General features: G+C 47.8%; 21 protein-coding genes. 4 read left to right on the top strand and 17 right to left on the bottom strand.

Annotated elements, in window-relative coordinates; translation table 11 throughout:
* The first annotated feature begins 2 nt into the window (after positions 1-2).
* Positions 3-656: an SOS response-associated peptidase gene (locus tag RW114_RS11935; RefSeq protein WP_340122981.1), complete on the top strand. Its 654-nt coding sequence runs from the start codon at positions 3-5 to the stop codon at positions 654-656.
* A gap of 138 nt (positions 657-794) precedes the next feature.
* Here the strand turns inward: RW114_RS11935 and RW114_RS11930 are convergent, their stop codons facing one another.
* The 4 genes from RW114_RS11930 to aceE all read right to left on the bottom strand — a co-directional run bounded on the left by RW114_RS11930 (position 795) and on the right by aceE (position 9,309).
* Positions 795-3,425 (bottom strand): glycosyltransferase family 2 protein, encoded by a 2,631-nt coding sequence (locus RW114_RS11930; RefSeq protein ID WP_340122980.1) that lies wholly within the window; start codon positions 3,423-3,425, stop codon positions 795-797.
* Between the two features lie 196 nt (positions 3,426-3,621).
* Entirely contained in the window at positions 3,622-5,106 is a 1,485-nt protein-coding gene (gene lpdA, locus RW114_RS11925; RefSeq protein ID WP_340122979.1) for a dihydrolipoyl dehydrogenase, read from the bottom strand.
* A 235-nt stretch (positions 5,107-5,341) separates the two neighbouring features.
* On the bottom strand, positions 5,342-6,613 hold the full coding sequence (locus tag RW114_RS11920) for a 2-oxo acid dehydrogenase subunit E2 (RefSeq protein WP_340122978.1): 1,272 nt from the start codon (positions 6,611-6,613) through the stop codon (positions 5,342-5,344).
* A 17-nt stretch (positions 6,614-6,630) separates the two neighbouring features.
* Positions 6,631-9,309, bottom strand: a complete 2,679-nt coding sequence (aceE, locus tag RW114_RS11915) for a pyruvate dehydrogenase (acetyl-transferring), homodimeric type (protein ID WP_340122977.1) — start codon at positions 9,307-9,309, stop codon at positions 6,631-6,633.
* Positions 9,310-9,638: 329 nt separating this feature from the next.
* Between aceE and RW114_RS11910 the strand changes: the two genes are divergently transcribed.
* Complete coding sequence (locus tag RW114_RS11910) at positions 9,639-10,466, top strand: undecaprenyl-diphosphate phosphatase (RefSeq protein ID WP_340122976.1); 828 nt, start codon at positions 9,639-9,641, stop codon at positions 10,464-10,466.
* 215 nt (positions 10,467-10,681) lie between these two features.
* Here the strand turns inward: RW114_RS11910 and tpx are convergent, their stop codons facing one another.
* The 13 genes from tpx to RW114_RS11845 form a co-directional block, all read right to left on the bottom strand.
* Positions 10,682-11,176: a thiol peroxidase gene (gene tpx / locus RW114_RS11905; RefSeq protein WP_340122975.1), complete on the bottom strand. Its 495-nt coding sequence runs from the start codon at positions 11,174-11,176 to the stop codon at positions 10,682-10,684.
* 104 nt (positions 11,177-11,280) lie between these two features.
* On the bottom strand, positions 11,281-12,678 hold the full coding sequence (gene der / locus RW114_RS11900) for a ribosome biogenesis GTPase Der (RefSeq protein WP_340122974.1): 1,398 nt from the start codon (positions 12,676-12,678) through the stop codon (positions 11,281-11,283).
* Between the two features lie 5 nt (positions 12,679-12,683).
* Entirely contained in the window at positions 12,684-13,943 is a 1,260-nt protein-coding gene (gene bamB / locus RW114_RS11895; RefSeq protein WP_340122973.1) for an outer membrane protein assembly factor BamB, read from the bottom strand.
* Positions 13,944-13,954: 11 nt separating this feature from the next.
* The gene (locus RW114_RS11890) at positions 13,955-14,584 is read right to left on the bottom strand and encodes a YfgM family protein (protein ID WP_340123003.1); all 630 of its coding nucleotides are present in this window, start codon (positions 14,582-14,584) and stop codon (positions 13,955-13,957) included.
* A gap of 107 nt (positions 14,585-14,691) precedes the next feature.
* On the bottom strand, positions 14,692-15,966 hold the full coding sequence (gene hisS, locus RW114_RS11885; RefSeq protein ID WP_340122972.1) for a histidine--tRNA ligase: 1,275 nt from the start codon (positions 15,964-15,966) through the stop codon (positions 14,692-14,694).
* A gap of 153 nt (positions 15,967-16,119) precedes the next feature.
* Entirely contained in the window at positions 16,120-16,881 is a 762-nt protein-coding gene (pilW, locus tag RW114_RS11880) for a type IV pilus biogenesis/stability protein PilW (protein ID WP_340122971.1), read from the bottom strand.
* Complete coding sequence (gene rlmN / locus RW114_RS11875; protein WP_340122970.1) at positions 16,871-17,983, bottom strand: dual-specificity RNA methyltransferase RlmN; 1,113 nt, start codon at positions 17,981-17,983, stop codon at positions 16,871-16,873. Before rlmN ends, pilW begins: the two co-directional genes overlap by 11 nt.
* The gene (ndk, locus tag RW114_RS11870; protein ID WP_340122969.1) at positions 17,958-18,389 is read right to left on the bottom strand and encodes a nucleoside-diphosphate kinase; all 432 of its coding nucleotides are present in this window, start codon (positions 18,387-18,389) and stop codon (positions 17,958-17,960) included. The genes rlmN and ndk overlap by 26 nt, the downstream gene beginning before the upstream one ends.
* An 88-nt stretch (positions 18,390-18,477) precedes the next feature.
* Positions 18,478-19,407 carry a protein translocase subunit SecF gene (gene secF / locus RW114_RS11865; RefSeq protein WP_340122968.1) on the bottom strand — a complete coding sequence of 310 codons (930 nt, stop codon included), beginning with the start codon at positions 19,405-19,407 and terminating at the stop codon, positions 18,478-18,480.
* 34 nt (positions 19,408-19,441) lie between these two features.
* Positions 19,442-21,289, bottom strand: a complete 1,848-nt coding sequence (gene secD, locus RW114_RS11860) for a protein translocase subunit SecD (protein WP_340122967.1) — start codon at positions 21,287-21,289, stop codon at positions 19,442-19,444.
* Positions 21,290-21,388: 99 nt separating this feature from the next.
* Complete coding sequence (gene yajC, locus RW114_RS11855) at positions 21,389-21,739, bottom strand: preprotein translocase subunit YajC (RefSeq protein ID WP_340122966.1); 351 nt, start codon at positions 21,737-21,739, stop codon at positions 21,389-21,391.
* A gap of 52 nt (positions 21,740-21,791) precedes the next feature.
* On the bottom strand, positions 21,792-22,907 hold the full coding sequence (tgt, locus tag RW114_RS11850; protein WP_340122965.1) for a tRNA guanosine(34) transglycosylase Tgt: 1,116 nt from the start codon (positions 22,905-22,907) through the stop codon (positions 21,792-21,794).
* A gap of 440 nt (positions 22,908-23,347) precedes the next feature.
* Entirely contained in the window at positions 23,348-24,481 is a 1,134-nt protein-coding gene (locus RW114_RS11845) for a GNAT family N-acetyltransferase (RefSeq protein WP_340122964.1), read from the bottom strand.
* A 51-nt stretch (positions 24,482-24,532) separates the two neighbouring features.
* Here RW114_RS11845 and RW114_RS11840 point away from each other — a divergent pair, with 51 nt between their 5' ends.
* Positions 24,533-25,132, top strand: coding sequence for a DUF938 domain-containing protein (locus tag RW114_RS11840; protein WP_340122963.1), 600 nt, complete (start codon positions 24,533-24,535; stop codon positions 25,130-25,132).
* Positions 25,120-25,642: transposase (locus RW114_RS11835; RefSeq protein ID WP_340122962.1), on the top strand; the 523-nt coding region annotated here is incomplete at its 3' end. The genes RW114_RS11840 and RW114_RS11835, both read left to right, overlap by 13 nt.

The raw sequence follows: 25,642 nt of genomic DNA, 5'->3' as shown, positions 1-25,642 counted from the left end.
GTATGTGTGGACGTTATAACTTGATCGCAACCGGGCAGCAGATTATGGATTGTTTCAGTCTGCTGAGTTTACCCGCGCACCGTCCTGACTACAACATTCCGCCGGGGAAAAAAATTCTCGCCATCGTGGAACTGGAAGACGGCAACAACAGAGCCGTTAATTTGCACTGGGGATTGATTCCATCATGGTCAAAGGACCGAGCAATTTCCAGTCACTTGATCAATGCCAGAGCGGAAACCCTGACTGAAAAACCGTCATTTAAAAATGCTTATCGGCATCGACGCTGTTTGATTCCCGCTACCGGTTTTTTTGAGTGGCAGACCACCGATGCCGGTAAACGACCCTACCATATACATCAACCGGATCATGCCTTGTTCGCCATGGCTGGATTATGGGAGCATTGGGAACACGACCAGGAAACGGTTTATTCATGCACGATTATTACCACCGTTGCCAACGACAAAATAGCGTCTATTCATCAGCGAATGCCGGTTATTATCGCGCCCGGTGATTACCATCGCTGGCTGGCTAAAAAAACCGTAGCTGTCGAGATCGCCGATTTTTTAGCCGCCGACGCCTACCGCAGCATGCTGGTTACTCCGATCAGCACACGGATCAACAATCCGCTGCATAATGATGAGAGTTGTTTAAGATAGACTTTCAGTAATTTCCAATAAGGGGTTTATCCAAACAATTGTCCACGAAAGGCACGAAAAACACGAAAGCCTGCAACACGATTATTCTAACTGCTTTTTTCGTGATTTTCGTGTTTTTTCGTGGACGATCTTTCCTGCCTACTTTGTCTTCTTGGACTTAGATTTGGCAGCCGGTGTTTCTACAATCAAATCGGGTTTATAAGACTTATAATCCGGCGCTATGCTGATCAATAATGTCAACAAGGCCGCAACATAGGGAACCGCTTGCACCGAAAGGATGGCTATCCATAGTTTGCCGCTGAAATTATCAAAATGCTCCAGAGAAGCCATCATCCCGATAGCCACGCTCAACAATATCAACAAAAACAGCTCCTGCCGTATGGTGACCAAGCCGGCCAATAAAGGACTATGTTTTTCAAACTTGGGGGTGCGCATAAACGGTTTTCCCGAGGTAAACAGACCCTGCATGGTACCCTTGGCGACGGTATGGGTTAAGGCCAATCCTGACAGTGATGCGCCCAATGATTGCCAGATGGAACACGGAACACGAGCCTGATACAGCCATAAGCCACGGATAATTTTAAAGCTGAATATTCCCACCGTCGGCAATAAAAAGGCATTGGCCGGAAGCTCGCTGTGTATCGGATCGTAAAGAATCACTGCAGTTAGGATCAAGCTGGTGATGGTAAAGACCAACGCCAGCGCATCCGAAAACCACGGCAGCCAACCGGCAATAAAATAATACTTCTGGGCGGGTGTCAGCTTAGGTTCTTTAGCGGGCAAAAAGCTGCGCCAATGCGCCTTGATAATTTGCATCGCGCCATAAACCCAGCGATAGCGTTGGGTCATGTAGCCGGACATGGTGTCAGGCATAACGCCTTTACCGAATGAATCCTTGACGTAAACCGAATCATAGCCCGCTTCATACAGACGCAAACCCAACTCGCTGTCTTCACAGATACACCATTCCGACCATTTGCCTACCTCCAGCAACGCAGACTTTCTGATCATCGTCATCGTGCCGTGCTGGATGATCGCGTTGTATTCGTTTCTTTGTACCATGCCGATATTGAAAAATCCGGCGTATTCCCAGTAACAAAAAGATTTAAAGGCGCTTTGGTCGCGGTCGCGGTAATCCTGGGGCGATTGGATGAAACCGACATTCTCATTGTCGAAATAAGGCACCATCGCATTAAGCCAATCCGGAGACAGGATGTAATCGCTGTCGATAACCGCGATAATCTCGGCATCAGGAGCCGTTTGTTCAAGCGCATGATTGATCGCGCCCGCTTTAAAGCCCGGCCAGTTTTCCAGATGGAAAAATCTGAACTTTGGCCCCAGGCGTTCGCACTCATCACGCACCGGCTCCCAGATCGCTGGATCTTTGGTGTTATTGTCCATCACCAATACTTCCATATTGGGATAATCCACCTTGTCCAGAGCCTCCAAGGTCATACGCACCATATCGGGCGGCTCGTTATGGATCGGCAAATGCAACGATACCTTGGGATATTTAAACTCAGGAGACGGCTTAAGCGGCTGAAAAGTCCTGGCCGTGTTTCGGTGCCAGACGACTTCGGCTATTTCCAGACTTTCTATTAACAGGATGACTGCGGCCATGACCTGCATCAAGATAAGGATGCCCCAAAACACCATGGTAATATTGGTTTGATATTGCTGAGCGCCTATCGATACAGACCAGAAAATTGTCGATGCGGCAAGATTGGCAATCAGCCCAAAAAACAACAAACCGGGCAGTTTTAAGCTGCTGCGGGTAAATAAAAACAAAACCATTAAAACGACGCTGAAAACAGCCGCGCCGGTTGCCCAATGCTCCCAGTTAGGCATCGCAATAACATCGCTATCCATAGGATATTTGGGTTGTCTATCCGCATTAAAAATACCCCAATAAGCACCAGCCGAGCCTTCCAGTGACATTTTCCAAGGCTGATCAAACGCCTCTACAATATAATAATTAACTTTTTCAGCATCGGCCCGATTGAGGAAGTTGCGCAGGAATTTTGCCTGATTGGACACCGATGCCGTCGCATGTTTAAACGGTTGCCCGTCTGAAGGCCAACCGACCTCGGTAATGACAATAGGCTTATTGGGATAAGCTTTTTGCAGGTCATGATAACGGTCGAAAACATAATCGACAGCATCTTCGGCCGCAATGCCTTCCCAATAAGGCAGAATATGGACGGCGATAAAATCGACTTCTGGAACCAGCTCAGGATGTTTAAGCCATATATCCCATGTTTCAGAGGTACTGACCGGCCGCCAGGTATTTTTTTTGACTTCCCTGATATATTCGATCAGTTGTTCTGCAGTCATATCGCCACGGAGTAAAACCTCGTTACCCACCATAACACGAACGATGTTAGGATTATTCTGATGGCTGACATTGATTAAGGTTTCGATTTCTTGTCGATTCTTTTCAAGATTGCCATCAATCCAGGCACCCACTGTGGTATTCAGATTATGCTTGGCGGCCAGTTCAGGAATCTTGTCCAGACCTTTAAGTACGCTGTAGGTACGAACGGCGTGGACTTTATTGGCTAGCAAACTCAAGTCGCGATCAATATCGGCTTCGCTTGGAAAGGTATTGCTTGTTTGTGTGTCCTGCTTTCTCATGGGGTCGAAAGTGACGCCCATCGTAGTTTTAGTCCAAGGTTGCAATTGCAGGGGGTTATTAACATAACTCCAAATGCTGAAATTAATAAAGACGAGTAGTGCGAGTGCAATGACAGTAACTATCTTGGTTTTCATTTAGTTGCTCGAGTATTCTGCTGGACTGAGAAAAATATTTGTTTGATTGTGCATATTAAAAACATTATTCGGCTTATCGTAAGTTTTCGATTCCGGGGGGCACCGCCGGAACCGTTTCTGGAGAGCGACTATTAAAGCAACAGATTCTTACCTAAATCCATGTCGGTATATACATTGAATTAATAACGTTTGAGTATCATTTTTTTATATAAAGATCAGTAATTGAGCCGGTGATCATTTCGGCGGCGAAGGCGAAGGTCTCGGACAACATCGGATGCGCATGGACAGTCAAACCAATATCTTCGGCATCAGCGCCCATTTCCAGGGCCAGTACCGCTTCGGCAATTAGTTCGCCTGCATTGGGTCCAACCATGCCTGCGCCGAGTATCCTGCCGGTTTCCTTTTCACACAGTATTTTGGTCAAGCCTTCCTTGCGCCCCAGACTTAATGAGCGTCCGCTGGCCGCCCAAGGGAAAACCGCTTTGTCATAGTCTACGCCCTGCTGTTTCGCCTGATTTTCAGTCAGACCCATCCAGGTGACTTCGGGATCGGTATAGGCAACAGAAGGAATAGTTAACGCATCAAAACCGGCCTTATGTCCGGCTGCCACCTCAGCGGCAACTTTGCCTTCGTGAGTCGCTTTGTGAGCCAGCATCGGATTACCGACTATATCGCCTATCGCAAAGATATGCGGGACATTGGTGCGTTGCTGCTTGTCGACTGCGATGAAACCGAGCTCATCGACATTAACCCCTGCCAACTCCGCACCGATCAGCTTGCCGTTTGGTCTACGTCCTACCGCGACTAAAACCGCATCGAACAATTCTGATTCAGGAGCCCCCTTCCCTTTATCGCCAGGGATGGTGTGTATGCCGTCAGCCGGCTGGGAGCCGGCACGGTCAAAGCTAACTTTCAGGCCTTTTTTGTCAGCCGCAATCGAAGTAATCCGAGTTTCCAACCAGATGTTTTTATATTGCTTTTTAATGCGTCGGTACAACGGGGTAACCAGATCATTATCGCAACCGGGAATAATCTGATCCATCAGTTCGACCACGCTGATTTCCGATCCCAATGCATGGTAAACCGTGGCCATTTCCAGACCTATAATGCCGCCGCCGACGATCAACAGTTTTTTGGGGATTTCTTTTAATTCCAGCGCGTCGGTCGAATCCCATAAACGCGGATCATCATTCGGGAAAACCGGGATTTTAGTAGGATGCGATCCGGCAGCAATAATCGCCTGCTCAAAACTGACGGTAGTTACCCCCGTTTCGGTTTGTACCTCGACCGTATTCGCTGAGGTAAAATGCCCCGTACCCTGGATCAGGATCACTTTGCGTTGTTTCACCAAACGGGCCAGTCCATCAACCAGCGATTTGGTCACGCTTTCTTTCCATGAGCGAATTTTGTCTATATCGAAATTCGGTTTGCCGTAACTAAGACCATGTTGTTCAAATTCATTAACTTCATGAACAATCTGCGCGACATGCAGCAGAGATTTAGACGGAATACAGCCGACATTAAGACACACGCCGCCAAGAGCCGAATAGCGCTCAATCAATACCACTTGCTTGCCTAAATCGGCAGCGCGAAATGCTGCCGTGTAACCGCCAGGGCCGCCGCCCAATACCAGAACTTCAGCCTGTATTACCGACTCATCAACCGCTGGATTAGCATCCATATTATTCTTCCTGCTTAAAGTTAAGTGTAATCAATTACGATGGAACGCAGATGACGCTGATGGTTATGATAATCGCGGATAATCCAAAAAAATCTCATTAACTAATGTTACGCACCGACTACGAACTATCAATAACTTACGGTCATTTTTTGCTTCGTAAGTTATTGATTTTTGGTTTGCCCGCGTAACATCAATTATTAAATCATAATTATCTGCGTCCTCAGCGTTCTATTTTTTACAGCAACAACCTGCGAATATCGCCCAAATACTGTTTGACGGCAGCCATGAAACGCGCGCCTTCTGCTCCATCAATCACGCGATGATCGTAAGTCAGGTCGAGCGGCAACATCAGACGCGGCAAAAATTCCTTGCCATTCCAGACCGGCTGCATTTTGGCGCGGGTAACGCCGAGTATCGCCACTTCCGGAGCATTGACGATAGGCGTAAAAGCGGTGCCGCCGATACCGCCAAGACTGGAAATAGTGATACAACCGCCTTGCATATCGGCAGGCATCAGCTTACCCAATCGGGCTTTGTTGCTTTTCTCAGCCAATTCGACGGACAATTCATTGATGCCTTTACGGTTGACATCGCGTAACACCGGAACCACTAAACCGTTGGGCGTATCGACCGCGATGCCGATATTTAAATATTTCTTGAATATCAGTTTTTCGCCATCGGCAGACAATGATGCGTTAAATTGCGGAAACTGTTCCATAGCAACTACCAGCGCCTTGATGATAAATAGCAGACCGGTGATTTTGATGCCTTCCTTGGATTTTTCGGCATTCAGTGCAACGCGGAACGCTTCCATTTCGGTAATATCGGCTTCATCGTGGTAGGTGACCATCGGCAGATTCAGCCACACGCGATTCAGATTTTTCCCTGTCAGCCGTTTGATTTTGCTAAGTTGTTGCTCTTCCGTCTCGCCGAATTGGGAGAAATCAATACTCGGCATTGCAGGAATTCCACTGCCGCCTTGTGCTGCGCCTTCGGTCATGACCTTCTTGACGAAATTTCTCACATCCTCTTTTAAGAGGCGTCCTTTGCGGCCGCTGCCGGAGGTTATTTTTTGTATATCGACGCCCAGTTCGCGGGCAAAAAGCCGAACCGCCGGTGTGGCGTGAGCCGCTCTGGCAACATCTATACCAGCCAAGGATTCAGGCTTAACAACGACAGCTTCAACCGGTGCAACTGCAACTGCTTGCTGTACCGGTTGCGCAATACCAACCTCTTCTTCGACAACGCTCGGAGTCACCGTTTCGGTACTTGGCAATAGCGTCACCACCAGCGTCCCTTCGGAGACCTTATCGCCGGGCTTGATAAACAGTTCCTGCACAATACCCGCAGCGCTGGCCGGTAAATCCATGCTGGCCTTGTCGGTTTCGAGCACCGCCAGGGTTTGTTCCAGTTTTACCGTGTCGCCCGGCTTAACCAAGACATCGACGACATCAATATCCGCGACATTGCCGACATCAGGAACCTTAATTTCAATTAGAGCAGCCATATGTTCAATTCCTTCCGTTAAATTAGCCAGGGAGATGTTACATCAGGGTTTATGCCGTATTTGGCAATCGCCACATCCACTTTGGCGGCATCGAACTGCCCCAGGTCTGCCAAGCTTTTTAGTGCCGCAATGGTGACATGGTAGCGGTCTACCTCAAAAAACCGGCGCAGATTTTCGCGGGTATCGGAACGGCCAAAACCGTCGGTACCCAATACCGTATAAGGGGCGGAAATTAGGCTGCGAATCTGTTCGGCAAAGGCGCGGGTGTAATCGCTGGCGGCAATCACCGGGCCTTGCGCATCGGCAAGGCAGTGCGTGACATGCGGCTGCTTGGGCGTTTCGGTGGGATGCAGGCGATTCCAGCGCTCACAGAATTGACCGTTTCTGGCCAGTTCGTTAAAGCTGGTGCAACTCCATAAATCGGCTTCAACGCCCCAGTCGTTACGCAGCAATTCGGCAGCCGCTTCGACTTCGCGGAAAATAGTTCCCGAACCCAATAACTGTACGCGCGGCACTTTCTTTTTAGCGCCTTTCTTGAAGCTGTACATGCCTTTGAGTATGTCCAATTCCACGCCTTTAGGCATCGCGGGATGGGCATAATTTTCGTTCATCACGGTGATGTAATAGAAAACATCTTCCTGCTCGACGTACATGCGCCGTAAACCGTCCTGAATAATCACCGCCAGTTCGTAGGCATAAGTCGGATCGTAGGACACGCAGTTGGGTACGGTTGCCGCCATCAAATGACTGTGCCCATCTTCATGTTGCAGACCTTCGCCGTTCAGCGTGGTTCTGCCCGCCGTGCCACCCATTAAAAAACCGCGGGTGCGTTGGTCGGCGGCCGCCCAGATTAAATCGCCGACTCGCTGAAAGCCGAACATCGAATAATAAATAAAGAACGGAATCATCGGCACGTTATGGGTCGAATACGAAGTACCCGCAGCAATCCAGTCGCACAAACCGCCCGCTTCATTGATGCCTTCCTGCAAAACCTGCCCGTGTTTATCTTCCTTATAGAACATCAGCTGATCGGCATCTTGCGGAGTATACAACTGACCGACCTGCGACCAGATGCCCAGCTGCCGGAACATGCCTTCCATACCGAATGTTCTCGATTCGTCGGGAACGATCGGCACGATGCGTTTACCGATATTATTGTCTTTAGTCAGAATGTTAAGCAGACGCACAAAAGCCATGGTCGTGGAGGTTTCCCGACCTTCACCGCTGGCTTCCAGCAACGGCTTGAAATCGCTCAATACCGGCACATCCAGTGCGTAAGATTTGGCCCTTCTGGCAGGCAAATGGCCGCCCAGTTCGTTACGGCGTTTGTGCATGTAAGCCAGTTCTTTTGAGCCTTCGGCAAAGCTCAGATAAGGCAGGTCGTTCAGCTCTTCATCAGTCACCGGCAACGCATAACGGCTACGGAAGTTACTTAACGAACTGGGGCTCATTTTTTTCTGTTGATGAGAGATATTCTGGGCTTCTCCTGAATCGCCCATGCCATAACCTTTAATGGTTTTAGCCAGGATGACTGTGGGCTGGCCTTTATGGTTTACCGCTGCATGGAAAGCGGCAAAAACTTTAACCGGATCATGTCCGCCGCGATTAAGTTCATAGATGTCACGATCCGACCAGTCGGAAACCATGGCTTTTAATTCCGGGGTATTAAAGAAATGTTCGCGCACATAGGCGCCGTTTTTAGCTTTAAAAGTTTGATAATCGCCATCGACACAGGACATCATACGAGCCGCCAGCAGTCCGTCTTTATCACGAGCCAGCAACGCATCCCAACGCTGTCCCCAAACCAGCTTGATCACATTCCAACCGGCACCGCGAAATTCACTTTCCAGTTCCTGAATGATTTTGCCATTGCCGCGCACCGGTCCATCGAGACGTTGCAGATTGCAGTTGATCACAAAAATAAGATTATCCAGTTTTTCCCGTCCGGCCATACCGATGGCGCCCAAAGATTCAGGCTCATCAGTTTCACCATCGCCCAGGAAGCTCCAGACCTTGCGATTTGAAGTATCGGCAAAACCGCGATCCTGTAGATAGCGCATAAAACGAGCCTGATAAATAGCCATAATCGGCCCAAGCCCCATGGAAACCGTCGGAAACTGCCAAAAATCCGGCATCAGCCAAGGATGAGGATAAGACGGCAAACCATTGCCGTTCACTTCCTGACGAAAGTTATCCATCTGTTCCAGCGTCAATCGTCCCAGCAAAAAAGCGCGGGCATAATCACCCGGCGTTAAGTGGCCTTGGGTATAAATCAGATCGCCGTCATGTTGATCTGAAGGCGCATGCCAGAAATGGTTATAACCTACATCATATAAAGTAGCTGCCGATGCAAAACTGGCAATATGCCCACCGACGTTGGTGTGCTTATTCGCCCTTAACACCATCATCATCGCATTCCAGCGCACATAAGCGCGAATATTGTGTTCTATATCAATGTTACCGGGAAACTGCGCCTGTTGTGCCACAGGAATGGTATTAATATAGGCGGTATTGGCGCTGAAAGGGATATCGAATCCCGCATGCCGGGTCACCTCAACCAAGCGCTCAATCAGGAAGTGTACACGCTCGCTGCCGTCGTGATCCAACACGGCTTGCAGCGCTTCAATCCACTCCCTGGTTTCTGCTGGATCGATGTCATTCTGTCCGGTGATTTTTGAGATTAAACTGTTGGTCATTGATTGATCCTGTTACGACGGGTATGCATGGATTAAAAATTGCGAGTTAGTTTTACCCAAAGGGCGCAAGAACGTAAAGTAACCCGGCATTTTACTGAAATAGTAAAAATAAGCCAGAAACGCTCCCTTTATTGCGCACAGTATAAACAATGCGGGGGGGACAATGCACCCGATTCGTCATTTTAATGTTCAAATGGGGTAACTGATTCAGGTTTTGCTGGTCGGATGTTTGTTTTTTTACAACATGACGGTTTATCATAGACCAAGTTACCCCCAAAATCAGGGCAGACCAATTTTTCACCCACCAACACTCATCTTACTGATAAAACATGGATTTAATATTAACGCTTAAAAGTATCATTCTGGGCCTTGTTGAAGGCCTGACCGAATTTTTACCGATTTCCAGTACCGGGCATTTAATCCTGGTTGGCGACCTGATGGATTTTAATGATGACAAGGGCAAGTTGTTTTCAATTGTTATTCAAGTCGGTGCCATCCTGGCTGTATGCTGGGAATATCGCGCCAAAATCGCCACCGTTATCAGAGGCTTGCCCAACTCGACGCAGGCGCGAAAATTCGTCGTTAACCTGATGATTGCGTTCGTGCCGTTAGCGAGCCTGGGCTTACTGTTCGGCAAATACATCAAAGCCGTATTGTTCAAGCCCATTCCGGTGGCTCTGGCGTTTATCGTCGGCGCTTTCGTGATTATCTGGGCAGAGAAACGGGATCATAAAATCCGCATTCACGAAGTCGAAGATTTGAGCTCACTGGATGCATTAAAACTTGGCATCGCACAGGCTTTCGCGTTGATTCCGGGAGCGTCACGATCCGGCTCAACCATCATCGGCGGCTTGTTATTCGGCCTGTCGCGCAAAGCCTCAACCGAATTTTCGTTTTTTTTAGCAATTCCCACGCTGGTTGCAGCCAGTATTTATGATTTGTATAAACATCGCGATTTATTAGAGTTGGCAGTCGACGCACCCTATTTTATCGTTGGCCTGATCACCGCATTCCTCAGTGCACTACTGGCCATCAAGGGGTTATTGCACTATATCAGCCATCATGATTTTATTGTTTTCGCCTGGTACCGCATAGCCTTTGGCTTGATTGTTATTGCTACGTCATACAGCGGCCTAGTGCAATGGACGGTTGATTAATCCTAAAAACTGCAGTTAGTCCACGAAAGACACGAAAGAAATCAGTATGTTGTATTACGCAGTCATTCACCTTTTGGGTGACGATCTACAACTGGGTATCTCTTTGAATATTTTCGTGCTTTTTGTGTTTTTCGTGGATCAAATGATTTTTCTAGGTTAATACAACTTGAGCAGGACAACTGAACAGATTCCGCGCGGCCAAGCAAAAATCCGTTTTACAACACCGCCAATGCGCTTTCATAATCAGGCTCGTTAGCGATTTCACCAACCAATTGCGTGTATATCACCTTGTCATGCTCATCGATAATGACGATGGCACGGGCGGTCAAACCGCGAAGGAAGGTATCAACAATAGTTACGCCGTAATCATCGGCGAAACTGGAGCGGAAAGTAGACAGGGGGATAACATCTGTTAAGCCTTCCGATTCGCAAAAACGACTCTGGGAAAAAGGCAGGTCGGCAGAAACAACTAACACAACAGTGTTGTCCAGATGCGAGGCTTTCTGGTTGAATTTGCGCGTTGATGCGGCGCAGGTTGGCGTGTCCAGACTGGGGACAATATTCAGTACTTTTCTTTTCCCGGCATAGCTTGCCAGGGTGACATCCACTAACTCGCGACTGGTCAGGGAAAATGCCGGCGCATCACTGCCTACTGCGGGTAATTCGCCGGATGTATTTAGGGGTTTGCCTTGAAATGTGATGGTAGCCATGGTGGTTTCCTGTAGTCTTGGTTTAATACCTTAATAACAGGCAAAAGGCAAAGGACGAAAGGCAAAAAAACACAGACCTCACCCTTTGCCTTTCGCCTTGCATTTTAATCCTTCTTCTTGCTTTTTACCCGCTTCATCAAACGTTCACGCTTCTTTACCTGCCATTCGGTCATTTTTCTCTTTTGCCCGTGAAATGGATTGGCCGGCGATTTAAACACTAAGCGTATCGGCGTTCCGACCAGACTCATTTTGTCACGGTAGTAGTTCATTAAATAACGCTTGTAAGACTCCGGCAGCGCATCGGTTTGTACGCCGTGGATAACCACGACAGGCGGGTTTCTGCCGCCCTGATGGGCGTATTTCAGCTTAATACGCCGCGTATTCACTATCGGCGGTTGATGCGCAGTGGTGGCTTCTTTTAAGATTCGTGTCAACACCGGCGTGGACATGTCGAGCATTGCCGTTGCGTACAATTGCTGCACAACATCAAACATTTTGCCGACACCACTGCCATGCAGCGCAGAAATCGGGTGTTTTTCCGCAAACTCAAGAAAAGACAGCTTGATATCGAGTTGCCGGTTAATGGTGACTTTTTGGTCGGCAGTGATGCCGTCCCATTTGTTCAGACCGATAATCAAGGCTCTTCCGGCTTCCAATACCAGACCTAATAAATGCGCGTCCTGGTCGGTGATGCCTTCTTGGGCATCAATCAGGTAGATAACGACATTGGATTTTTCAATCGCCTGCAACGATTTAATGACGCTGAATTTTTCAATAGTCTCGGATATTTTGGATCTTCTGCGCATTCCGGCGGTATCGACCAAGGTGAACAACTTGCCATTGCGCTCAAAAGGGATGTAGATACTGTCACGCGTCGTGCCCGGCTCATCATAGACGATAACCCGTTCTTCGCCCAACAAGCGGTTGACCAGGGTTGATTTGCCGACATTGGGTCTTCCGACCACAGCGATGCCGATTCCGCCATGTTGCTCTTCCTCGTCACTAGCGTCCGGCGGCAACAGTTCGTTAACTTTTTGCAGTAATTCAGGTATGCCTCTGCCATGGGAAGCGGCGATCTGCACCGGCTCGCCCAACGCCAGCGAATAAAAATCGGTGCTAGCGAGACTGGCATCAAGGCCGTCAACCTTGTTGGTGACCAATATAATCGGCTTTTGCAGCTTTCTCAGGGTATCGGCGATTACCTTGTCGGAAGCGCTCAGGCCTTCTCGTGCGTCAACCATAAAGAATACGATGTCCGCCTCTTCCAGCGCGACCTGCACCTGTTTTCTGGCAAAGCTTTCTATGCCTTCGGCGTCATCGGCTATACCGCCGGTATCGACAACCAGGCAGGGACGATCACCTAGCTTTACCCGACCGTATTGCCTGTCTCGGGTTAATCCTGAAAAATCCGCAACCAGAGCATCGCGGCTGCGCGTTAAATAATTAAACAATGTGGACTTGCCCACATTGGGTCGCCCTACTAGGGCTATTACAGGTAACATATTTTTTATTGGACTTTTAACGCGGCAAGTGTGCCGTCTTTTGCATAAATATAAACGGTATTATCTACCACGATTGGCTGGGCATCAATTGGGCCGTCTGTCACTTGTACACGACCCAGCTGCCTGCCATCGGTACTGGACAACCAATGCACGTAGCCTTCAAGATCGCCCACTACCACATAATTTTCATAGACGGCGGGAGCAGTTAATCTTCTTTGATGCAAATCCTGTTGCTTCCACAAGGATGCGCCGCTGCGCTGATCCAGTTGCATGACATGGCTTTGGGAATCTGCCAGGTACAAGTACCGATAGTCGCTACTCAAACCGGAATGCGACGAAATACTTTCATTGCGCCACATCACATCGCCATCCACTTCCGAAATAGCCGCTATGCCGCCCTGATAACTGGCAACATAAATCACCCCGTTAATGACGATAGGATCGACATCCAGATCAACCAGCCGTTCAATCTCAGAGCGCCCTTTGGGAATGGCAATGCTGGTTTCCCACGCATATTTGCCGTCAACCAGGCGCAAGGCCATTAGTTTTCCGTTGTCGTAACCGCCGATCACCTTATCCTCAACAATCAACGGCGATCCGGTTCCGCGCACACTTAAGGCCGGTACGGTGCGCTCATACCCCCAAAGCTTGCCGCCCGCCTTTTCATCAAGAGCGACCACCGCGCCATCCGTGGTACGGACTACAACAATATGATTGGCGACGACCGGCACCGAAAGCACTTCGCTGGATACTGCAACTTTCCACAATACCGCTCCGGTTTCAATATTTAAGGCCATGACTTCGGCATCGCTGGAACCCAAAATCACGGTGCCTTCGCCCAGTCCCGGCCCACCGGAAAAGTGCACCTCGGTTTCAGTCTCCCAAAGCAAATCACCGGTCGTCAGGCTTCTGGCTTGCACCACGCCTTCACGATCCGCCGCCAGTATTTTTCCACTGCCGATGACCGGTATCAATTTTAACGATTGCTCGTCAGCACCTACCCCCACCGATTCCTTCCAGATGACATCGATCTGAATTTCAGGAGTGTACTCCACCAGGAGACTCGGAGGCGCCGTATTATCTTCACCGCCGCTAAAGTAATCGGTAATGCCTGAAACTGATTCGCTAAGCGTATCAACAGCCGTACAGCCGGTTAATAAGGTGATAGCAAAGAAGGCGCAGGGCGTAAGGCAAAAGGCGAAAAAACCTTTAGCCTTACGCCTTTCGCCTTTCGCCTGACTCATATAGCTTGAATAGTTACTCATTATTTTTAAGTTTATAGCTTTTCTTGAGCGGTCAGATCATCGATTTTGAACTGTAACAACGGTGACTGCTGGCCAGCTCTCAAGGCATTCTGATACGAAGTGCGCGCCTCATCCAAACGATCCAGGGCTACGTACAAATCACCGACTAATTCATCGTAATTAGCTGAATAGCTGGCCGCCGTTTTGGCATCGACGTCGTTAATTATCTGTAAACCCTGTTCATATTCACCGGTAGCAAGCATTAGACGTACCAGTCTTATCTTGGCGATATTACTCAGATGTTTACTCGACTCTGCCGCAACCGTTTTCAAAATCTGCTTTGCTGCGGCGAAATCACCTTGCTCGGACTTTAATTTGGCCTGCAATAAACTACTGAATGCCGCATATTCGGAACCTTTAAATTGCTCCCGCATACGTTCAGCCAGCTTGTCCACTGTGTCTTTTTTACCATCGTCCAGCGCTTTAAGTAATTGACTATAAGCTGCAGAAGCTTGCGCCGCCTGCTCTTTTTTATGATCCTGCCAATAATTCCAACCCAGAATAATGACAATACCCATAACCAAACCGACGATGATAGAGATTGAGTTTTCTTTCCACCATCTTTTTAAGGCTTCAACCTGTTCTTCTTCTGTATCGTACATTTCCACTTGTTTTTCTCTTGTTTGATGTTTAAAAAAGGCGAAAGGCGAAAAGCAAAGGGCGAAAGGTACAATTTTTTGCCCTTTGCTTTTCGCCTTTTAAACCCATGTTATCGGTGTTCTATCAAAAATTCAACCGCCTGCTGCTGAGTCATATTCTGCTGTTCTTGCTCATTATTACGTAGCGGTTTGACGCTGACCTCACCGCGACTCACTTCATCGTCGCCAAGAATGATCGCAAATTCGGCACCGCTTTTGTCGGCTTTTTTAAACTGACTCTTGAAACTGCCTCCGCCGCAATTCACCTGTAATTTCAAGCCGGGTATTTCATTCCTGATCGTTTCAGCAAAACGCATGCCTTCTTGTTCAGCGGCTTCGCCGACCCGGATCATATACACATCGACGGGGCTTGCCAGCTGCACGTTAGCCAACGTTTCCATCAAAGCCAATAAGCGCTCAATACCCATCGCAAAACCGACCGCATGATTCGGCTTGCCGCCCAGCTGTTCGATCAGCCCGTCATAACGCCCGCCGGCGCAGACAGTACCTTGAGATCCCAACTCATCGGTGACCCATTCAAAAACAGTCTTGCTGTAATAATCCAGGCCGCGTACCAATCGAGAGTTAAGCTCGTAGCCTATACCCAAATCATCCAATATCGTGGTGATCGCGTTAAAATGCTGCCGACTGTCATCGCCCAGATACTCCGTCAATTCCGGTGCGTTGGCGACAACCTGCTGCATCGCCGGGTTTTTGGTATCCAAAATTCGCAACGGATTAGTCTTTAGCCGACGCAAACTGTCTTCATCCAACCGTTCCAAATGGCCTTGAAAATAGTTGACCAGACTTTCGCGATATACCATGCGCTCAGGCATAGTGCCCAAGGAATTAAGCTGTAGACGCACCTTATCGCGGATGCCCAGCTTTTTCCACAGCCGATCCATCAGCAAAATCAATTCCGCATCAATATCAGGACCTGCCATGCCGTAGGTTTCGACGCCCAGTTGAAAAAACTGGCGATAACGGCCTTTTTGCGGACGCTCATGTCGATACATCGGCCCGTAATACCATAACCGGTGCACCTGATTGTGTAACAAGCCATGTTCAAGGCAGGCTCTAAGACAACCGGCCGTACCTTCGGGACGCAGGGTTAAGGAGTCGCCGTTCCGATCATCAAACGTGTACATTTCTTTTTCGACGATGTCGGTTACTTCGCCAATCGAACGCTTAAAAAGTTCAGTTTTTTCGACGATCGGCAGCCGTATTTCACTGTAACCATAAGCGCCGAGTACGTCTCTGATGCATTGTTCTGCATATTGCCAGAGAGGCGTCTGTTCGGGAAGCACATCGTGCATCCCGCGAATTGCTTGAATATTATTGGCCATATTTAAATAGGGTTGATGTCACGGATTTAAATAACCTCTCATTAATAAGGGGTAAACCTACAAAAAACAAAACGAGGCAAAAGGCAAAGGACGAAAGGCAAAAAAACACAGCCTTCGCCCCTTGCCTTTCGTCTTTCGCCCTTCGTCTTTTAATTAAAAACCGTTAAGTTCTAAAATTTTCTTTGCTTCGGTTGAAAGCGGAAATTTTTCCAGCAACAAGTTTTTATATTGCTTGGCAAGCTCTTTATTGCCCAGTGCCCGCTCGGCTTGCGCGGCAAGCCATAAGGTTTCCGATGTGTGGCCGGCAACGCCAAGATAGCGCTGCAAAAAACCTTTTGCCGCCCAAAAATCGCTTTTTTCATAAGCTATTTTCTGCATTTCCGCTAATGCCGGCGCGTAGGCCTTATTAAATTGCAATGCTTGTCTGAAATAATTTTCGGCTTGCTGTTTTTGCCCCATGCCCAGTTGGCAACGTCCGGCATTGGTTAATGCCAGCCATTGTCTATCGTTTAGCGGATTTGAACTTGCCTCAGCCAATAACGCCATGCCGTCTTCAAGCTCACCATGCTCACAGAGGAAGCGACCCAAATTATTTTTCACCGCCAAGTCATCAGGCGTCAAATTCAGGGCCGTCTCATAATGATCTTTGGCTTTATCGGGCTGATTTAATTTTTCATATAAAAAAGCCAGGGCATTATGCGCCTGTGCATTATCCGAGTTATTTTTTAATGCAAGCAGCAAATTTTCCTTAGCCAGCTCCAGCTTATTCATGCTGAGATAGCGCACCCCCAACTGCAAATGTATATCGCCGGCATTATCATGTTTAATGTTGCTCGCTGAACCACAGCCAACCAACATCACCGCAAGCAGGATCAGTGCAAATCGATTCGCCTTTTTTGATGAATCAAGCTGCACGTTCGGAACCTGCCGCATCGAGTTTTAAGTGCCTGCGACTTTTATCCTGAACTTGCCCTACCAGTTGACCGCAGGCCGCATCAATATCTTCGCCGCGCGTCTTTCTGACCGTGGTGATTATGCCGGCGTCAGTTAACAGCGTTTTAAAACGGTTGATCGTTTCACTGTTTGAACAGCGGTAAGACGATGAGGGAAACGGGTTAAACGGTATTAAATTGACTTTTGACGGCACCGTTTTTAACAGTTTGACCAATCCCCGTGCATCCTGCAGCGAGTCATTAATACCGTCCAGCATCACGTATTCAAAGGTGACGGTGCGGCGCGGCGCTATCTTGGCGTTATCCCGGCACGCCTCCATTAACTCCTTCAATGGATATTTTTTATTGATCGGAACCAGCTCATCCCTTAATTCATCGGTCACTGCATGTAACGACACCGCAAGACTGACATCGCATTCCTGAGTTAACCGGTACATGGCAGGCACTACGCCCGAGGTACTGACAGTCACCCGACGCTTGGACAAGCCGAAGGTAAAATCATCCATCATCAGATTCATCGCCGCGACTGAATTGTTAAAATTAAGCAGCGGTTCGCCCATGCCCATCATCACGACATTGGTGATACGCTTTTCTGCGCCCAAACGTTTTTGCGCAACGATTAACTGGCCGATAATTTCTGATGTGCTCAGGTTGCGATTAAAACCTTGCTGAGCCGTAGAGCAAAAGGTACAAGCCAATGCACAACCGATTTGCGAGGAGACGCATAAGGTGCCGCGCCCTTCTTCCGGAATAAAAACCGTTTCTATCCGGTTGCCGCAATGGGTTTGAATCACCCATTTACGGGTACCGTCTGAGGCGATTTTTTCAAGCACAATTTCCGGCGTTGCTATGTAGCAGTTTTCGGATAAATAAGTACGCAAAGACTTGCTAAAATTGGTCATCAGCTCGAAGTCTTCGACCTCTTCCTGATAGATCCATTTGAGCAACTGGGTCGCCCGGAACGGTTTTTCGCCTAAGCCGACAAAAAAGGCCGCAAGGCCTTTTCTGTCGAAATCGAGCAAATTGATGGTTTTGGTATTAACGGGTTCTTGCACAGATTTCATTGTTTGAGAAAAAGTAAGCAATTTCCCTTTGAGCCGTTTCGACTGCATCTGATCCGTGTACAGCGTTTTCATCAATACTGCTGGCGAAATCAGCACGGATAGTACCGGCAGCCGCTTCTTTAGGGTTGGTAGCGCCCATGATGTCGCGATGCTTAAGAACCGCGTTTTCGCCTTCCAGCACTTGCATGATCACAGGACCTGAAATCATAAAGGCGACCAAATCATTAAAGAAACCGCGCTCGCTGTGTTCTGCGTAAAAACCTTCGGCTTGTTCTTTGGTCAAATGCAGCATTTTCGCGGCAACGATCTTTAAATCGTTCTTTTCAAAACGACTGTAAATTTCGCCGATGACGTTTTTTGCTACCGCGTCAGGTTTAATGATTGAGAAAGTGCGTTCTATCGCCATTTTTTAAAGCTCCAAATTAAAAATAAATATTGTTAAGCGGCGGATTATACCTGAATCAACCGCTGTATTTTGAAAATACCTGATGCGCTTAAGGTCTATCATCCATCAGTTCTGAGCCTTCTTTTACCGGAGCCATCAAATCTTCTGCGCTAATACCCAGCAGCAAAACCGCAGGACTGGCGATAAAGATAGAGGAATAAGTACCAAAAACCACGCCGAATAACAGGGCAATGGAAAAATTATGGATGATCTGCCCGCCCAGGAAAAACAGCGAAACCAGCGCCAGAAATACTGTCAGCGAGGTAATAATAGTCCGGCTTAAGGTCACATTAATCGCGCTATTCATAATTTCTTCAGTCGATTTATTCCGCAATAGCCGAAAATCTTCGCGGATACGGTCATAAATTACAATGGTATCGTTCAGGGAATAACCGATCAGTGCAAGAATCGCCGCCAATACCGTCAAATCGAACTCCAGTCCTAGCACGGAAAATAATCCGAGCGTGATAATCACGTCATGAAATGTCGCTATGATCGCGCCGACAGAAAACTTCCACTCAAAACGCCAGGCCACATAAATCAGTATGCCTATCGTTGAATACAGCAACGCCAAAAAGCCATCCTCAGCCAGATCGTCTCCCACTTGGGGTCCGACAAATTCAACACGATGAATAATTGCCGGCTCTTTAGTCGTCTTGTTAATAGCATCAAGCACCTTGGCGCTTAAATCGGCGCTGCTGACGCCTTCATGAGGCTTCAAGCGGATCAACACGTCTTTGGTGGTACCGAAATTTTGCACCGTAGCATCGCTAAAGCCTTCAGCCGTCAATGTGCTACGCAACTCCGTCAAATCGGCAGCTTGTTGATAGCCGACTTCAATTAAGGTGCCGCCGGTAAAATCGATGCCCATCTCCAAGCCACGTATAGCCAGCGATCCTATCGCAATAATCGACAGCACGGCGGAAAATATCAGCGCTATGTTCCGGTTACCGATAAAGTTTATATTTGTTTTAAACATAATTTAATCTTCTAAAAGTGGGGGATTGCATTGGTTAAATAGATAATTTTTCAACCCTGCGGTTACCATATACCCAGTTCATAATCATCCGTGTGCCGGTAATCGCGGTAAACATCGATGATAAAATGCCGATTATCAGCGTGACCGCAAAACCTTTTACCGAACCGGTACCAAAACCGAATAACATGACCGCCACTAGCAGCGTGGTGATGTTGGAATCGAGAATCGTCGCAAAGGCTTTTTCAAAACCGATGTAAATAGCCGACTGCGGCGTATTGCCATTCCTGAGTTCTTCTTTAATCCGCTCGAAAATTAACACGTTAGCATCAACCGACATACCCACGGTCAGGATGATCCCGGCAATACCCGGCAAGGTCAATGTCGCCTGCAGCATCGACAAAACCGCCAGAATAATGAATACGTTAAACACCAGCGCAATATTGGCAAAGACGCCGCAAAGCCGGTAATACGCCATCATAAACAGCACAACCAGCGCAAAACCCACTACAAAAGACAACATGCCTTTATTGATATTGTCTTGACCAAGACTTGGCCCTACGGTGCGTTCTTCAACAATATCAACCGGTGCCGCAAGTGCTCCGGCTCTTAGCAACAACGACAGATTGCGCGCTTCTTGAGGACTATCCAAGCCGGTGGTCTGGAATCGATTGCTAAAAACGCCCTGAATGGTTGCCACGTTAATGACTTTTTCAACTTTCTGTTTATGGCGGATTTTTTGGCCATTAACCAGTTTGGTTTCGACTTTATATTCGATGAACACCACCGCCATCGGCTTGCCGACATTGGCCTGAGTCAGTTTACCCATTTTACTTGCACCGACGCCGTTCAGGGAAATATTCACCGAAGGTCTGCCGTCCTGATCAACGCCGGAAGAAGCATCAACGATTTGATCGCCGGTGACAATAACCCGACGATCCAGCAGGATAGGATTGCCGTTTCTTTCATAATATAAGCGACTGCCGACCGGAACATGCCCCTCAACCGCTTTTTGCACATCGTGTTCCACATCAACCAGGCGGTATTCCAAAGTCGCCGTGGTGCCCAGAATTTCCTTGGCGCGGGTAGTGTCCTGTACACCAGGCAACTGAATCACGATACGGTTTTCACCTTGTTGCTGAATCACCGGCTCCGCAACACCCAGTTCGTTGACGCGATTACGCAAGGTGGTCATGTTCTGCGCGACGGCAAACTTTTTGATGTCCTGCACTTCTTTTTCGGAAAGCTTCAGCCAAATCTGATCCTGCTCGTTCGGCTCGGTAACATCCAGAGTGCGAAAATCTTTACCCAGCAGCGTCAATACTGCGGGTTTGTCATCCGCCGAATTCAGCTTAACCTTAATGAATCCGCTGTCTTTAGACACCGATTGATAACGTATTTTCCCGTTTCTTAAGGCCAGACGCACATCATCGTTGTAGCGTTCTTCAGCCTGCTTAACGGCAGCATCCATGTCCACTTCCAGCAGAAAATGCACCCCGCCGCGCAAGTCCAGACCCAGATACATAGCCTCTGCGCCCAAAGATCTTAGCCAGACAGGTGTGGTAGGCGCCAGATTCAACGCAACGTTATAATCGTCGCCCATTTTATCTCTGAGCAAATCCGCCACTTTAAGCTGGTCATCAGCACTGTTGAGCCGGGCTAAAACCTGGCCGTCTGTAAACTCGAAGGCCTTTGCAGTAAATCCTGCCGCCTTAATCGCAGACTCGATTTGATTAGCCTGTTCCTGCACCAGCTTAGCCGGCCGTGTCGATGACACCTGAACAGAAGGATCGTCACCGTACAAATTCGGCAACGTATAAATAATCCCGACCAAAAAAACGATCAGAACCAGTAGATTTTTCCAAAGTGGGAAACTGTTTTGCATATGCTATTCCAACAATTCAACTATGTCGTAGAGACGTTGCGGGCACGAACTTATTCGCGCAGTAGGTTAAAAGGCGCGAATAAATTCGCGCCCACAGCATTAAACTTTAGCGACTTTTTTAGTGATCGCCTTGTAAGTTCCTTTCGGCATCATGCTTTCAATACTATGACGCTGCACTTGAATAAAAGTATTGTCGCAGATTTCAATTTTGACAAAATTATCGTCCAAATCAACAACTTTGCCTAAAATACCCCCCGAAGTGACCACTTCAGAGCCTTTATTTATGGCAGCAACCATTTCCTTCTTTTCTTTGGCTCGCTTGGATTGCGGCCGCAAAAACAAAAAGTAAAAAAACACCAATATACCCAGTGGAAACAGCATGCCTTCAATGCCGGGTGATTGGGCGGCGGGAGCTGCGGCGGCTACAGCATCGGAAATTAAAAAACTCATGGTTATCCTCGGTGATTTATTATAATTAAAGCGTTGTAAAAAAAGTCCGTCATTATGCCACAGTCGGCACGGCTTTTCCTCGTTGTTGGTAAAATTGCTTGACAAAAATATCCAGCTCTCGCCTTTCAATCGCGTCGCGCAAGCTTTGCATCAGGCTCAGATAATAATACAGATTGTGTATAGTATTGAGTCTGGAGCCTAACATTTCCTTACATTTATCCAGATGACGCAGGTAGGCTCTGGAATAATTCTGACAGGTGTAACAGCCACAGGACTCATCCAATGGCCCGGTATCGAACTCATACTGACTGTTCCTGATTTTTACCACGCCGAAGCTGGTAAAAAGATGGCCGTTGCGGGCATTACGGGTCGGCATCACACAATCGAACATATCGATACCGCGTCTGACTCCCTCCACCAAATCCTCCGGCGTACCCACTCCCATCAAATAGCGCGGCTTATCGACCGGCATCTTGGCATGCACCACACCCAGCGTCGCCATCATTTCTTCTTTGGGTTCGCCGACCGACAAGCCGCCGATCGCGTAACCGTCAAAACCGATATCCACCAAACCGGCTATCGACTCCTGACGCAAATGCTCATACATGCCGCCTTGCACGATACCGAATAAAGCTGACGCATTCCCCTGATGAGCCGCCTTGCTGCGCGCCGCCCAACGCAACGATAAGCGCATCGAATCGGCCGCCTCATGAACCGTCGCAGGATACGGGGTGCATTCATCGAAAATCATCACGATGTCCGAACCCAAATCGCGTTGCACCTGCATCGATTCTTCCGGCCCCATAAAAATGGAACTGCCGTTGATAGGCGATTTGAAGGTCACGCCTTGTTCGGTGATTTTTCGTAACGCGCCCAGACTGAATACCTGAAAGCCGCCGGAATCGGTCAGGATGGGCTTATCCCAATGCATAAAATCATGCAAATCGCCATGCGCCTTGACGACATCGGTACCCGGCCTGAGCATCAAGTGAAAGGTATTGCCCAGAATAATTTGCGCGCCGATACCGGTCAACTCATCGGGTGTCAGCGCTTTAACCGTTCCATAAGTGCCGACCGGCATAAAAATGGGCGTTTCCACGATGCCACGGGCAAAGGTAAGTTGACCACGCCGCGCATGACCGTCCGTATTGATTAATTTGAAGTCCATAGAAATTTATGAGTGCATTGAAGGCTGGGAATTATCCCGGCTTTTTAAATCAATGTATATGTGAATAAAAGACTTTTTTTCTGACCCGGTTCAGGGCGCTGACTCTCTTAATGACCCAAAAAAGGACTTATAACCATCAATTTAGCCTCGATTTCTTAACCATGCAGTCTATCTTCCGAATACAAAACAGTACAGCCCAACTGAAGCATCAAACTGACGATCATGCTTTTCCTCTTACAGCTTTACTGTAAAGAAGCGCTTTGTTGCACTACTTTTCGATCCATTTTCATATCCTCACATCCTGAAATAATTAACACCAAAACACAGACATACATGATTATTTTCATAAATAATTCCTAAACGCTCTATTTTTATAGAATAAGTTATTGACGCTCGCACAACCACAGCGGCTTAGCTTAAAACTATAACCCATCAATGGTTTACTGCTTAAATGGCAGATAAGTGGCTGCATCCTGCTTATAATGCTGTACGGCTTTTTGTTCCCTGGCTAAAAAATGTTCGATCGCTTTTGCAAACCGGGCATCTTTGATCCAGTGCGCAGAATACGTGGTGATAGGCTCAAAACCACGCGAAATTTTATGTTCTCCTTGAGCGCCCGAATCAAACCGTTTTAAGCCCTGCTCAATACAATAGTCCAGTCCCTGGTAATAACAGGTTTCAAAATGCAGACTGTTATATGCTTCGTAACAGCCCCAATAGCGGCCGTACAAGGTATCGCTGCCTATAAAACTTAATGCCGCCGCAATAGAAATGTCGTCTTTAATCGCCAAAACCAGCAGTAATTGCTCACCCATGGTTGCGGCTATTTGTTGAAAAAACGCCAGATTCAGATAAGGCTGCGAGCCTCTTTTTAAATAGGTCATCGTGTAAAATTGAAAAAATGCCTGCCACTGTAGCTCACTAACATCTGGCCCGGCAATACGCAATAAATGGACGCCCTGTTCGCTGACCCGACGGCGTTCGCGCTTGAGCATTTTGCGTTTACTGGCATTCAAGGTGCGCAGAAAATCATTGAAATCACCGTAACCCTGGTTAAACCAGTGAAATTGCACGCCTTCGCGAATACTTAAGCCCAGTGAACGTAACTGTTCTGCCTGTTGCAGGTCAGGAAACAAGCAATGCCATGAAGAAATGCCCAGCTGTTCTGAACGCTGCTTGATAAAAGCCAATAAAGCGTGCGTAACTTCCAGCTGATCCATCACTTCCGTTTGAATAACAATACGACTTCCCTGGCAAGGCGTCAGCGGGATGGCGGTCAACCATTTGGGATAATAATCGAGCCCCTGCTGCTGATAAGCCTGGGCCCATTGATGATCAAACACATATTCACCGTAGGAATGCTGCTTAAGATACAACGGCATAAAAGCAATCAATTTATCTTGATCCATTACCAATAAATGCGCCGGCAACCAACCTGTTTGTTCGCAGACAGAACCGCTTTGCTCCAGAGCCAATAAAAATTCATGACGCAGAAAAGGATAAACATCACCGGCAAGGCGGTTCCAGTCCGCACCATCAACTTGAGCCATACTATGGATTTGTTTTACTTCCATTTTTAAAACAGTACAGTGAAAACGACAGAATATCATCAATCTATCAAACCAATGACCCACAAACCTTTTTCTCAAGCCTGTGAAAATAATAAAGACCCCATTTTACAGGCCATTAGCACCGTTTTTTGTCTGCCAACCACTATTTGGGAAATCGGCAGCGGCACGGGGCAACATGCCTGTTATTTTGCCAAACACCTCCCGCATCTTGAATGGCAGCCTACCGATAGACTTGAAAATATTCCCGGCATCTGTTTGTGGCAACAAGAAGTGCAATCAGCCAATTTGAAACCGGCATTACCGCTGGATGTGACCGATGCCGCGTGGCCCTGCAACGCTATTGACGCCTTATTTACCGCCAATACGCTCCACATCATGAGCGGGGATGAAGTACAGATATTCTTTGATCGCCTGGCGGTGTACCTCAATCCCAAAGCGTTAGTGTGTATTTATGGTCCGTTTAACTATAACGGTGCTTATACCAGTGCCAGTAATGCCCGATTTGATCAATGGCTTAAAAACCAAAATACCTTAAGTGGCATTAAAAACTTTGAAGATATCTTGTTTTTAGCGACATTCAGAGACTTTAACCTAATAACTGATGTTACGCACCCACCCCTCAAAAAGCGTATTATTTCGGGATGGAAAAAATAAAACTAGAATTATACACAGACTACCTGATCTGCAATAACGGGTTTGCGACGGCAACCGGATTGTCGGCAATGATGGAAGGGGATATAAGCCATGATCAGATAACGCGTTTTCTGGCATCGAAAGCATTTACCTCCAAAGACCTTTGGAGGCAGGTTAAAGCAACGGTACGCCAGATAGAACAGGAAGATGGTTGTCTGATATTTGACGATACCATTCAGGAGAAGGCCTGGACGGATGAGAACGAAATCATGTGCTGGCACTTTGATCACTGCAAAGGGCGTTCGGTCAAAGGTATCAACTTGCTGAACGCCCTATACTATAGTGGGGAAGTTTCAATTCCCGTCGCCTTTGAAGTGGTGTGCAAGCCTTACCAGTTCAGTGACGTGAAGACCCGCAAGGTCAAGCGGGCCAGTGAGTTCACCAAAAATGAGCTGATGCGGGAGATGATAGCGACCAGTGTGGCGAATGCCATCAAGTTCCGCTATGTGTTGACGGACAGTTGGTTTGCCA

Source organism: Methylobacter svalbardensis (assembly GCF_037671525.1).
Lineage (GTDB): Bacteria > Pseudomonadota > Gammaproteobacteria > Methylococcales > Methylomonadaceae > Methylobacter_A > Methylobacter_A svalbardensis.
The sequence above is the reverse complement of the archived record's forward strand: the minus strand, read 5'-3'. Positions and strand labels throughout refer to the sequence as shown.